This is a genomic window from Rummeliibacillus sp. GQ308 (assembly GCF_059759115.1).
In genome coordinates this window covers 43,891-56,669 of the sequence record NZ_JCAXDQ010000006.1, presented here as the reverse complement: position 1 = coordinate 56,669, position 12,779 = coordinate 43,891, and the positions used below count along the sequence as shown (strand labels likewise).

15 protein-coding genes are annotated in these 12,779 nt (G+C 35.3%); 6 read left to right on the top strand and 9 right to left on the bottom strand.

Annotated elements, in window-relative coordinates; genetic code table 11:
- Positions 1-684, top strand: coding sequence for a YfjL-like protein (locus tag AC6CHJ_RS15795; protein WP_498289281.1), 684 nt, complete (start codon positions 1-3; stop codon positions 682-684).
- A 63-nt stretch (positions 685-747) separates the two neighbouring features.
- On the opposite strand, the gene tatC is transcribed toward AC6CHJ_RS15795, so the two are convergent.
- The 7 genes from tatC to AC6CHJ_RS15760 form a co-directional block, all read right to left on the bottom strand.
- Positions 748-1,515, bottom strand: a complete 768-nt coding sequence (tatC, locus tag AC6CHJ_RS15790) for a twin-arginine translocase subunit TatC (protein WP_498289279.1) — start codon at positions 1,513-1,515, stop codon at positions 748-750.
- 16 nt (positions 1,516-1,531) lie between these two features.
- A complete protein-coding gene (gene tatA, locus AC6CHJ_RS15785; RefSeq protein WP_147197860.1) occupies positions 1,532-1,726 on the bottom strand; it encodes a twin-arginine translocase TatA/TatE family subunit in 195 nt (64 codons plus the stop codon).
- A gap of 51 nt (positions 1,727-1,777) precedes the next feature.
- Positions 1,778-2,356, bottom strand: a complete 579-nt coding sequence (locus AC6CHJ_RS15780; protein WP_147197862.1) for an undecaprenyl-diphosphatase — start codon at positions 2,354-2,356, stop codon at positions 1,778-1,780.
- Between the two features lie 31 nt (positions 2,357-2,387).
- Entirely contained in the window at positions 2,388-3,326 is a 939-nt protein-coding gene (locus AC6CHJ_RS15775; protein ID WP_498289277.1) for an LCP family protein, read from the bottom strand.
- 20 nt (positions 3,327-3,346) lie between these two features.
- Positions 3,347-3,991: a helix-turn-helix domain-containing protein gene (locus AC6CHJ_RS15770; RefSeq protein ID WP_150285589.1), complete on the bottom strand. Its 645-nt coding sequence runs from the start codon at positions 3,989-3,991 to the stop codon at positions 3,347-3,349.
- Between the two features lie 292 nt (positions 3,992-4,283).
- Positions 4,284-5,195 (bottom strand): sigma factor regulator N-terminal domain-containing protein, encoded by a 912-nt coding sequence (locus AC6CHJ_RS15765; protein WP_498289275.1) that lies wholly within the window; start codon positions 5,193-5,195, stop codon positions 4,284-4,286.
- Positions 5,168-5,686 (bottom strand): RNA polymerase sigma factor, encoded by a 519-nt coding sequence (locus AC6CHJ_RS15760; RefSeq protein WP_498289274.1) that lies wholly within the window; start codon positions 5,684-5,686, stop codon positions 5,168-5,170. The genes AC6CHJ_RS15765 and AC6CHJ_RS15760 overlap by 28 nt, the downstream gene beginning before the upstream one ends.
- A 220-nt stretch (positions 5,687-5,906) precedes the next feature.
- On the opposite strand from AC6CHJ_RS15760, the gene AC6CHJ_RS15755 reads away from it, so the two are divergent.
- The 5 genes from AC6CHJ_RS15755 (at position 5,907) to AC6CHJ_RS15735 (ending at position 10,642) form a co-directional block, all read left to right on the top strand.
- On the top strand, positions 5,907-6,476 hold the full coding sequence (locus tag AC6CHJ_RS15755; protein WP_392997214.1) for a GNAT family N-acetyltransferase: 570 nt from the start codon (positions 5,907-5,909) through the stop codon (positions 6,474-6,476).
- Positions 6,477-6,685: 209 nt separating this feature from the next.
- Positions 6,686-7,726 (top strand): ABC transporter permease, encoded by a 1,041-nt coding sequence (locus AC6CHJ_RS15750; RefSeq protein WP_498289272.1) that lies wholly within the window; start codon positions 6,686-6,688, stop codon positions 7,724-7,726.
- Between the two features lies 1 nt (position 7,727).
- Positions 7,728-8,408 (top strand): ABC transporter ATP-binding protein, encoded by a 681-nt coding sequence (locus AC6CHJ_RS15745; protein ID WP_498289270.1) that lies wholly within the window; start codon positions 7,728-7,730, stop codon positions 8,406-8,408.
- Between the two features lie 177 nt (positions 8,409-8,585).
- Positions 8,586-9,266 (top strand): response regulator transcription factor, encoded by a 681-nt coding sequence (locus AC6CHJ_RS15740; RefSeq protein WP_498289268.1) that lies wholly within the window; start codon positions 8,586-8,588, stop codon positions 9,264-9,266.
- The gene (locus tag AC6CHJ_RS15735; protein WP_498289266.1) at positions 9,263-10,642 is read left to right on the top strand and encodes a HAMP domain-containing sensor histidine kinase; all 1,380 of its coding nucleotides are present in this window, start codon (positions 9,263-9,265) and stop codon (positions 10,640-10,642) included. The genes AC6CHJ_RS15740 and AC6CHJ_RS15735 overlap by 4 nt, the downstream gene beginning before the upstream one ends.
- 173 nt (positions 10,643-10,815) lie before the next feature.
- Here the strand turns inward: AC6CHJ_RS15735 and AC6CHJ_RS15730 are convergent, their stop codons facing one another.
- Positions 10,816-11,781, bottom strand: coding sequence for an ABC transporter ATP-binding protein (locus tag AC6CHJ_RS15730; RefSeq protein ID WP_498289264.1), 966 nt, complete (start codon positions 11,779-11,781; stop codon positions 10,816-10,818).
- Positions 11,778-12,773 (bottom strand): ABC transporter ATP-binding protein, encoded by a 996-nt coding sequence (locus tag AC6CHJ_RS15725; protein ID WP_498289262.1) that lies wholly within the window; start codon positions 12,771-12,773, stop codon positions 11,778-11,780. The genes AC6CHJ_RS15730 and AC6CHJ_RS15725 overlap by 4 nt, the downstream gene beginning before the upstream one ends.
- Between the last annotated feature and the right edge of the window lie 6 nt (positions 12,774-12,779).

Here is a 12,779-nt window from a genome sequence, read left to right as displayed (position 1 = left end):
ATGAAAAAGAAAATAATATATAGTGTAATTGCCATTTCATTAATTGCCGTCATCGTAGTTGCTTACATACAAATGAGCGGAAATACAATGGATAAACATAAAGCAAAAGAGAGTCTAGAAGCGTTTTTAGAACAAAATTATCCGGATATGAATTACAAGATTAAGCGATCTGTAGAGTATGGATGGACTGACAGTACCTATCAGTTTAAAGTAGTGAAAAAGGATCCATCAGCAGTTGAAACCACCTACTCATTCTATGTCTCAGGTATCGAACCCTATGAAGTCTTTAGTGATACGATTCATGAGTCTAACATAGACAAAGAGGCATCTAAAAAACTAAATACGGAGGCAGAGAGGTATATTCGAACGCTCCTTCGGAAAAAAGTGCCGCAAGTCGATTCAGTGGATACTGATGTAGAAGTATACAGTAAAGTCGCCAAGGAATGGACGCCTCAGGTTAAAACACCAAAGCCCATCATAATTATGCTAGAGATCGAAAAAGGGAAGCTAACAAAAGAACAGATGCTACAACAGTGCAAGCTGATGCAGAAACTGTTGAATGACCAATCAATCGATTATGGTATGGTTGAGGCGGGGTATCGCAGTATAGTGAACGGGGAAGAAGATTATGAATATGTTAGCTTTACTCCAGAACAGAAACTGACAATACATGATGTAAAATAACTGTTGTTATGTTAAGGTGGCATTTTGGGATTTACAACCTTTCCAATAAAAAATCCTTCTACCTTATAGGGTAGAAGGATTTTCTTCTGCTACGATTGACCTTTCACTCTCCGACTTCAAATATTTTCGATAGCCAAAACGAGAGATTATGATGCTAATCTCATACAAAATGCATAAAGGTATAGAGACTATAAATAGCGACATAACATCCGTAGGTGTAATAATATCTGCAATAACCATTAAAATGAAGTAGGCGTATTTCCGAAAATTGCTGAGCATTTGCGGCGTGATAATGCCAAGTCGCGTTAAAAATAAGACAACCATTGGCAATTCAAATACAATCCCAAATGGGAGTGTCAGCTGAAGCAGAAATTGAAAGTATTCATTAATGCCAATCGTTTGTTGGATATCCATATCCATAGACATTTCTGCCATGAAATGAATCATATAAGGGAATAAAATCTTATATGAAAACATAACGCCAAGCAAAAATAAAAATACAATATAAGGGATATACCTCAATGTGGCCTTTCGTTCTGTCGGATATAAACCTGGTGTGATAAAGGCCCATAGCTGATATAAAATAATAGGTGACGTCATAACAATTGCCAATACAAAAATCACTTGGAAATAAATATTGACTGGATCTGTTACTTTAAAAGAATGAAGCTGTAATGTCTTTGCTTCATTGCTAAATTGCAAAAAGTGGATGAGAGGCTGTGCAAGAAAAAAACTAGCTATCACTGCCACCACAAAGAATACAGCAATAATCATCAATCGTTTTCTTAATTCATCTATATGTTCAATAATCGTTAGTTCAGTATGATTCATTTATAAACATCCTAGCTTATTTATCTTCAGATTTTGTAGATTCTGAAGGATTTTTAGACGGTTCATCATCTTCCATTAATCCGTTTGTAGCTTTTTTGAATTCGCGAAGGGTAGTACCCATAGCTTTTCCCAGTTCAGGTAGTTTCTTTGGTCCGAAAATGATTATGGCAACAACAGCAAGTATAATTGCCGTTACAGGACTAATTCCCATTCATAACACCTCCTAGATATTTAATAAAATGAACAACAAAATATGCAATGCCTATCTATAATTTTTAAAAGAGAGCTTATTGAAAATGTCTATAATAAAGTTGTATAAAGGATTAAGGATTCTCGCTTGTGTCACAACAAGTAAAGAAACACAAAATCCGATAAAACCACCAGCTAAAACATCCAAGGGGTAGTGCACCCCGATATAAATCCTTGAAAGTGCCATAACACATGCTAATCCAAGCAGTATCAATCCGGCTTTTCGTCTATTCCAAAAAACTGCAAACGCCAAGGCAAATGATCCAGCAGCATGGTTACTGGGGAATGAAGGGTCCATATTTGATTTGTTGAATAATAGTGTTACTGAATGGTCAACAAATGGTCGTGGTCGAAAATGGACGATTTCAATAATCATGTCTATCCCAAGTGTAAGAATGACAATAGTTAATGCAGACAAAACGATCTTCTGATTTTGTTCTTTATTTTTAGACCTTGAAAACCAAAGACAGATAAAAAATAATCCAAATAGCAGAGGGCCATATTTTGAAAAGTAGAGAACTAGATGATCAATAAAGATACTTTTTCCTGCAAATTGGTTAATGAGTTTAAAAATTTGATAATCTAAATTCAATGGGGACCTCTCCTATATGAAGTAGTTTTACTTATTGGGTTTTCTCATGTTCACTAGAAGATAAAAATGTTTTTAGGGCTTTTTTGTTCTTTTCAAGATCAGCATCTAACACAGCACCTACAATTTCATTTTTGTTCTCATAAGAATCTGCTATAGGAATACGCAATGTTTCCATGCCTTTTGATTTTCCAGCTAGTAAACCCTTAGCAATTGTAAGGATTGTTTTATTATCCACATTGGTCTCAATATAGCTATCAGCCGTTCCAAGTATCTTCGGTAAATTCACCAATGTTTTCATACTGATGGCTTGTTCTTTCACTTTTGTTAAGACTTCTTGCTGTCGTTCTACACGCCCAAAATCACTTAAACGATCATGTCGATATCGTACATAACCTAGTACCTGATCGCCATGTAAAGTTTGTTTACCGGGATGCAAAGTCATACCAATGCCATATTCCATAGTAGAAGGAATATCCACAGTAATACCATCAGGTGCTAGTAGATCAATTATTTTAGAAAATCCTTTAAAATCGACAACAGCATAGTAATTTGCATCAATATCGAAATTTTGTTTTATGGTTTCTCTTAAAAGCTCAGGTCCGCCAAATGCAAAAGCACTATTTATTTTTTGCATACCATGTTTTGGGATATCAACATATGTATCTCTCATGATAGAAACAAGCTTTACGTTATTCGTTTTTTGATCATAGTGCGCAATCATTAAGGTATCTGATCTCGAATGTTCTTCTCCTCTTGAATCACTTCCTATTAACAATACATTCATCTTTCCAATATGCGTATCTGCACCTTCAAAAGGTTTAAATGTTGTTTTCACCTCTTTAGAAGGCCCTTTCTCTGCCGAAGCTAAGCCGCTATTATATTGATAACACCAATAAGTTACACCAGCTATAATGATCAAAATGAATGTTAAGAAGAGGTTTCTAAATACTTTCCGTTTACTACGTTTCATAAATTCACCTGCCTAAATCATTATGGTTTTAATAATGCATTCGTAATAAGTTGTACAGCAATCGCATCGTCTAAATAGCCGATGGGCAGTAAATAATCCGGAATCACATCAACTGGGATAATAAAATACAGTAATGAACTACCGATTAGGGCTAATTCAAAAATAGAGCCTTTCCTTGATATAAACCTTGTATGAAAGTCCTTTAATTTATTAATGAAGGGTCCTACACTACCAACTTCCTGTATTTTTTGTTTAAAACCATTAGTAATTGTATTTTTTCCTTCTTCTGTTTCTGCATATGCTTCATAGCTTTTTAACTTTTGCTTCACTCGTTCAATTGAAAAATTCTCGTCATTAATATTAGAATCCTTAAATATAGATTGTATTGCACCAATAGACACATGAAGATCCGAATCTAATTCTCCAGTATTCTGTTCTAGAGGATAGCCTGCTGCTTCAAATAGTTTAATTAAAGGAATTCCTAGACATTCTGCAAATTTTTCTAAATGTTGAGGAGTTGCTTTTCGTTTATTATTAATGATTCGTGAAATTGTGGCTGTATCAATTCCAGTGAGCTCACTAAAATTGCGCATGGATAATGAACGTTCTTTTAATAATTGTCTCAGCAACAAACCGAGTTCAGAACTATTATTTGGCTTGGCCATGTGTAGTCTCCTTTCATAAAAACACTATAAAAATAATTTCTTTAACTGCGAATATGAAACTATCATTCTCAAAAAGAATATAGTTAAATTGACAAATTGTCAACACTGCATCAATAAAAAGGGAAATGGACTATTTGAAGTTGAGGACGAATAAATAACTTCCATTTTATTTAATTCAAAGATATAACAGACCAGATTGGTGAGAATAAAAGTTAAGCTAGAAGCTGCTATAAAAATAATGCCAACCATTTGCTGGTTGGCATTATTTTTTTCTGCTACAAAGTAATCTTGTCTATTTCGTTGGTTGAATATACGGCACAATCGGTACTGTCACGCCTATCGATGCACCTCTAATAAAGTCTTTCCCAAGTAATTCTTTAAAATTTTCAGTGCGACCAGTTAGCATGACCCCTAACAAAGTTATTTCGTTAAACGGTTTGTTTTTATTCTTGGCAATATATTCTTGGATTACCTCCATTGATTGTCTTGAATCGTATTTTTTAAGGTTGTTAACAAAATCCTCGAATGAATCTTTTGAGAGTTTAGAATCGGAATACCCATAAACTTGTACGCCTGATGGTCCTGGTGTTTCATCTACTATCTCGGACATCATATATAGCCAAGCTATATTTAAATTTTCGGGTATGTAATCGCGTACTTGTTTCATTGTTAACGGCTGCTTGAATGAGATTGCCACCTCAGCTACCTGATTTTTTATTTGAATTACAGCTGGGAGCTGATTTTGAACACCACCATAATATTGTTTAATCGCAGGATGATAAAACGTGGCGAACCTTTGCTTTGTTTGTTTATCGTACTCAAAATAAGTATCCCCGTTCTTGTGGAAGCCAGGTGTTCGTTCGTTGCTATCACCAGAAGTACCAAACAATGAATAAGTACTCGTTAATGTACTCCAAGGTACTAGATAACCATCTATATCTTTTGAGCGATATGTGATAATATTGCCGCCGAACATCGTAGAATTGCTTGTTACCTGGGAGTCAATATGGACATTAGGTTGAGAAATAGCGTTCTCTAAAAATAAACTTTCATGTAATTGAGCTGTATTTCGGACAGTTAAATACATGCCTATTCGGCTAATTATAAATAGTAGGGTAATACAAACGATAAAAGAAATAAGAGCAATTTTAACCAATTGTTTTTTTTTTGCTTTTTTTAATGCCTTTTGAATCGATGAATCCATGCATTAATCCCTCCATTTTCTGTATGGATTGTTTTTCGTGCCCGGTAAAGCTTTTGCTTAATATTGTCCTCACGTAAATGAAGTAATTGTGATATTTCCCCATAAGTTAATTCATAATAGTATTTTAAAATAAAAATCTCTCTATACTCTTTTTTAACATTTTTTAATAAATACATAATTTCATCTTGATTAAAAAGCTGATCAAAATCATCATTTCCACTAGCTAACTTAGATTGAATTTCATCAGATAGTGGAACATTATGCTGAAATTTTTTTCTTTTTAAATCAATAAAGTCATTGAGGGCCACTCGATAAAACCATGGTCGAATTGTTTTTTCATCCAGGTTACTTAACATGGAATAGATTTTATAAAAAGTATTTTGAATAATATCTTCTGCATCTTCTTTTGATGCTCCCTTTGAGCGTAAAAGTAGAAACACTTCCTCTCCAATTTGAATCAGATAGGAGGTAAACGCGTCTTTTTGATTCATATTTTTCCTCCTCATTGATACAACGGATGAAGTGCTAAAAAAGTAGACAAAAAATAATTATAATTAAAAGATTAATTTACCATATACTGCAACAAATCTACTTACCATAAATAAAAAGGAGAAAATTTAAAAATATCTAAATAGTTAATTTATGGTATAATGTTCTAATGAGTCCAACAAAAAGATAGGACTGAAATTAGTCAAAAATAGGGGTGTCAGCTTGGGAAATATCAACACGTTAATAGTTGAGCATAGTCAAATGGAAGGTGAAAGGATTCTATTGCGTCCAGTTTCGTTTGAGGATGCTGAGGATATGTTTGAATATACATCAGATGAAGAAACGACTCGTTTTCTTTATGCAGAGCATAAAGATTTAGATCAGACAAAGAATTTTATAGCAAATTATTTTATAAAAGAACCTATTGGCAAATATGCTATCGTGTTAAAAGACAGCAATAAAATGATTGGTGCGATTGAGTTCAGAGTGCATGAATATAATCATAGCGGAGAACTGGGGTATACCATGAATCGGCATTATTGGGGTAAAGGCTATGCGACAGAAGCAGGGAAGTTGATCCTCGACTTAGCCTTTAATATCCTTGGCTTAGAGCGTGTATTTGCAGCGTATGAGGTGAAGAATGCAGCATCTGGAAGAGTACTAGAGCGCTTAGGTATGAAGTGTGAAGGCATCCTTCGAAAGAGTGAAATGATCAAGGGTGTATTAGTAGATAGCGCGTATCATTCTATATTAAAAGATGAATATATGCTTTCTTGTAAAAAGGAAGGCTAAGAGATTTCTAATTTAAACTTCGAGCGTAAAATAATAAGGCTAGTTTTCATTTATTAACATGAAAACTAGCCTTTGTTTATCGTGAATCACATAGCAACAGTTCAATTTTTCCGAAGGTCAGGGTTAATTCTAAATATAACAGCTGTTCATCGTCTGTTCATATTAATACTTTATAGTGGGAGTATAGAAAACGAATTGGAGGAATAGTGATGAACTTAGCATGGAAAGAAATGAAAAAAAATAAAGCAAGATTTTTAATTTTAGGCTCCATAGTATTTCTTGTAAGTTTATTAACTTTTATTATATCTGGTTTGGCAAATGGATTGTCTCAAGACAATGCTGCCTTAATTAAAGATTTACCCAAAGGCCAGTTTTATATGACCAAGGATTCAGATCAAACCTATAACCTGTCTAAGATAGATGCAAGTACAGAAGATAAAATGTTAAAAAATACTAAGGACGCAGTTGCCTTCTCTATACAAATGGGTTTTCTAAATGATCCAGGCGAGAAACAACGAAGCGTTGCATTTGTAACATCTACGAATACCAAATCTAAATTGTTTCCAAATATAAAGAAAGGCGAAGTTGTATTAGATAGTTCTCTGAAAGATAAAGGTATAAAAATTGGGGATGCCTTAACGAATAATCAGTATAGCGGAAAGTTAACTGTAAAAGGTTTTGTAGAGCAAAAGAAATTTAGCCATGCTCCAGTTGCTTATATAAATATCAACGACTATAAAGAAATTTACCGAGTGAAAGAAATGCAATTGGTCTTCGTGCCTGGGGATAAATCTCCCAAACATATTACTGGATTACAATCCTTTTCAAAGAAAGAATTTCTCAATACCATTCCGAGTTTTAATGCAGAACAGATGTCTTTAAATATGATTGTTTGGTTTTTAGTAATCATTAGTGGGATGTTGTTTGCCATCTTTTTCTATATGATGAATGTTCAAAAGATTGGTTTATACGGCATATTGAAGGCGATTGGTATAAAAACAAGAAAACTTTTCCAAATGATGTGGACGCAAATGGTTTTTATCACAATCATTTCACTTGTATTGTCTATTGCATTCAGCCAGATCTTCAATCTAGTGGCTCCTAAAGGAATGCCTTTTAGTTTAACGTTTGAGACAACTTTCCTATTATCTATTGTTTTCTTAATAATAGGTTTTATTGGTGCTACGCTGTCAGGAATACAAATAAGAAAAGTAGAACCATTGCAAGCAATCCAACAAGGAGAGGTTTAGTATGCCATTATTTACTCTTGATGAAGTTAGAAAAACGTTTACCAATGGAGAAATAAAAGAAGAAATTTTGAAAGGAATTAACCTTTCTCTTAAAGAAGGGGAAATCACAGCACTAGTGGGTGCCTCAGGTTCAGGGAAAAGTACACTTCTAACAATTGCGGCTGGATTACAGCCTGCAACAAACGGGCGAGTAGTATTCAATGGAAATAATATTGCGACAATGAATGATGAAAAAATTCGTCAAATTCGTGCAAGTGAATTTGGATTTGTATTTCAATTTGCACACCTTGTTCCTTTCCTAAAAGTGGAAGAACAGCTATTGCTAATGTTAGATGTATCTGAGTCAAAATTAAATAAACATGAACAAAAAACAGAAATTGATCGAATTCTAAAACTAGTTGAAATGGAACATAGAAAAGATGCATATCCTTCTTCATTATCTGGCGGGGAGAAACAACGTGTTGCCATTGCCCGTGCTATCATTCACAAACCGAAAATTCTCTTCGCAGATGAACCCACTGCAAGTTTAGATTCAAAAAAATCAAAAGATGTGATGATGTTGATACGTGAGTTAACAAAAACGTTGAATATCACGACCTTAATGGTCACCCATGATGAAGAAATGCTTTCATATGTAGACCGTGTTGTCAAAATGAGTGATGGGTTGGTATTAGAAAAATAGTTGTAAAATTGGAGATGCCAAGAATCTAGAATTAAATGTAAATAAACAGCCCATACTTTTATTTTAGGGGGCTGTTTATTTGTTATACAAACACTTAATGAAAATCACACTGACAGCAGCTAAAGCATTCTATATTTTGACTATAATCTAAAGAAAGTGTGAAAGGGAGCATGTAGAGTGATGAATATACTAATAGTGGATGATGATATCAATATCCTACAGGTAGTAGATATTCACTTAACCGAATCAGGTTATAAGGTGTTGCAAGCAAAAGACGGGAACGAAGCGTTGAGGGTATTGAATGAAGTAGCTTGCGATCTAGCTGTAGTGGATGTAATGATGCCATTCATAGATGGTTATACATTAACCAAAGAGATTCGAAAAAAATATAATATCCCAATCATTCTTTTAACTGCTAAAAATCAAATCGAAGACAAAGAAGAAGGGTTTCGATCTGGAACTGATGATTATCTGGTGAAGCCTTTTGAAATGAAAGAGTTGAGATTTAGAATTGAGGCATTACTACGAAGATATAATAAACAAACAGACGATACTATTGTCCGTTTAGGAAATACAACGATAAATAAAAATAAATATGAAGTACAAATGGGAGAAAGAACCTTAATTTTGCCACTCAAAGAATTTGAATTATTACATTTCCTCGCTTCTAATCCTATGCACGTTTTCTCTCGAGATCAAATAATTGAACAAATATGGGGACTAAACTATGAGGGAGATGAACGAACAGTGGATGTTCACATCAAGAGATTGAGAGATCGTTTTTCTAAATCAATCGATGATTTCCAAATAAAAACAGTCCGCGGGGTTGGATATTTATTGGAGGCTAATCCAAGGTGAAAACTCTGTATGTAAAATTTATCGTGATTACGCTGGGCATTATGATTTTTAGCGGGATTTTTGCTTTTATTATCTCTAATACGTATTATCAGCAAAGACTAAAACCTTTGAATGATCAAAAGAATACAAGGATCGCACTAGATATTGCTGAGTTTGCGACTGATCATCCAACTATAAATCTAGAAGAATATCTAGAAAACGTATCATCCATCGGCTATCAAATTTACCTAGTTGACAATTTGGAAGAAGAATCTTACTTTGGAGCACGTTTTAGGGAAAATAAGCTCTCGAATGCCACGAAAGAGAGCGTATTAAATGGAGATATTTTTCATGGTATTCTCAACTTCCCGCAAGAAACTTTTGTCACTGGATTTTTTGCAAATGAATTGAAAAATACAATTGGTGTGCCTTTAATCCATGATGGAAAGAAATATGCTCTTTTCCTTAGGCCAGATATTAAACTTCTTTTTAATGAAATGCATATCTTATTTGGATGGCTCCTTGCTCTATCCATTTTATTGAGCATTACTTTAGTTATCTTTAGCGCAAAGTATTTAGTAACACCAATTACAAAACTTACATCGGCTACAAAGTTATTATCTAATGGAGATTTTAATGTCAATCTTGATATTACACGTCATGATGAATTAGGAGAACTATCGCTTAGCTTTTTGCAGATGGCCAGAAAACTGGAAAAGGTGGACGATAGAAGGAAGGAGTTCATTTCGAACATTTCTCATGATATCCAATCTCCTTTATCCAATATTAAAGCATATACAGACCTATTAGAAAATGAATTAATAAGCAGGGAAGATAGAAGCCAGTATGTTTCTATTATTAACGATGAAATTAGAAGGCTTTCTACATTAACGAAACAATTATTGCTTCTTGCTTCGTTAGATCGTGATGAAGATATCTTAAAAAGAAAGCTATTTAATGTTGGTAAGCAAATGAAAGAATTAGTCAAAAATTATCAATGGCAAATGGATGAGAAGGGTATTATGCTTGGTTATTCATTACCGGATATAGAATTTATGGGGGATCTATCGTTGCTTAATACGGTTTGGGACAATCTCTTAACAAATTCGATTAAATATAATAAACCTAATGGCAGTATAGAAATTTCTATTAAAACAAAAGGAAACTGGTTAGTTGTATCGTTTGAAGATACCGGTATAGGATTGAATGAAAAAGATATTGAAAGGATTTTTGACCGTTTTTATCGTGTGGATATCGCACGCACTCGAACGGTAGAAGGGACCGGATTAGGACTATCCATCGTTGCTACCATTGTAAAGATGCATGGGGGGAAAATCAGTGTGAGTAGCACTGAAAATGTGGGGACTAATATCACTGTAGAACTGCCTATCGATTAGATTGGCTGAGTAATCTGCAGGAACGGTACAAGGAGATAGTAGCTAAGCCAGTTAGAAAATGCCGTCAGGGAAGAAAACTCCGTGCTCGGGTACCTCTTCAATTGAAAAAAAACTGCCCTATATGAGCCAAGTAATCTATAGGGCGGTTTTTATTATAGTTTATTAAAAGAAAGTTACACATAATGACAAGCGACTTGATGGCCTGCCCCCACATCTCTAAGCGCTGGAACTTCTTGAGCGCATCTTTCCGTAGCAAAAGGGCATCGTGTTCTGAATTTGCATCCACTTGGGGGATGTACAGAACTAGGGATTTCACCCTTTAATATAATTCTTTCTTTTTTGATAGTAGGATCAGGGATCGGCACTGCTGACAATAATGCTTTTGTATAAGGGTGTAGCGGATTCGTAAATAATTCTGTGCGGTCAGCTACTTCTACAAGGTTGCCCAAATACATAATGCCAACCTTCGTGCATAGATGCTCAACGATACTTAAATCATGAGAAATGAATAAGTATGATAGCCCGTTTTGTTCTTGCAGATCTTTAAACAGGTTGATGATTTGTGCTTGAATCGATACATCTAATGCTGCTACCGGTTCATCCGCCACAATAAAGGTTGGATTTAAGGCCATTGCTCTAGCAATGACAATTCGTTGCCGCTGCCCGCCAGAAAATTCATGTGGATAGCGATCGATATAATGGTGAGAAAGGCCACATTTTTCTAGCGTTTCGGAAACGATGTCACGAATATCACCTTTATCAGCTAGTCCGTGATCCGTCAATGCCTCGCCGATGGCATCACCAATGCGCATTCTCGGGTTCAGTGAACTATATGGATCTTGGAATACCAATTGCATTTTCGGACGTATCTGCCGAAGCTTTTGTTTATCTACTCCAAAGATATCCTCACCCATAAATTTGACCGTACCCTCTGTTTTTTCATGCAGCCTTAGTATTGTATGGCCGACTGTCGACTTTCCGCTTCCGGATTCTCCGACAAGGCCAAATACTTCTCCTGGCTTTATGATAAAATCAACGCCATCTACTGCTTTTACATATTGCTTTTTTTGTCCAAATACACCGGACTTAATCGGAAAATATTTTTTTAAGCCATTTACTTCTATGATTGATTCGGTCATATCTTTAATCCTTCCTTACGGGGTGCTTCCTTGTATAACCAGCAAGCAACACAATGAGTTGTCGACTCGGATGTTAAAGCAGGCATCGATTGGCCACAAATATCCATTCGGTACTCGCAGCGATCTTGAAAGAAGCAATGGTCGCCTAATGTAGAAAGGTCAGGCACCTGGCCAGGAATGGTATAGAGGCGTTCTTGAAATTTATTAATGACTGGCTTTGCGTGAAGCAGACCTTTTGTGTATGGATGTTTTGGCTCTTTGAATATTTCCAGGACTGTCCCTTCCTCAACGACCTTCCCGGCATACATAACAACAACACGGTCAGCCATTTCAGCTACTACGCCAAGGTCATGCGTAATAAAAAGAATAGAAGTTTGCAATTCTTTATTAATTTCTTTTAAAATCTCTAAGATTTGCGCTTGTATCGTTACGTCTAAAGCAGTTGTCGGCTCATCGGCAATAATCAACTTAGGATCACATGAAAGGGCAATCGCAATCATAATTCGTTGCAGCATCCCGCCGCTCAATTCATGAGGATATGACTTCATGAGTTGTTTGGTTCTCGACAAACCTACTTTTTCCATCAATTCAATACATTTATCGTAGGCTTCATTTTTACTTAGTTTTGTATGTTGAAGAAGGGGTTCCATCATTTGATCTCCGATTGTATACACAGGGTTCAATGCGCTCATCGGTTCTTGGAAAATCATTGCAATATCATTGCCACGTAGATTGCGTAATGCTCTATTGCCAAGTGTCAAAATGTCTTGGTCTTGAAAAAGAATTTGCCCGCCTTCAATGACACCAGGTGCTTCAATCAGCTTCATGATGGACATAGCGGTGACACTTTTTCCGCAGCCTGATTCGCCCACTAAGCAAACAATTTCTCCTTTGTTGACAGTGACATTGACGTGGTTGCTTGCTTTAACGGAGCCGTGTTCCGTATAAAAGGTAGTCTGTAAATCTTTAATTTCTAGTAACGGAGTTGCCAAAATCAA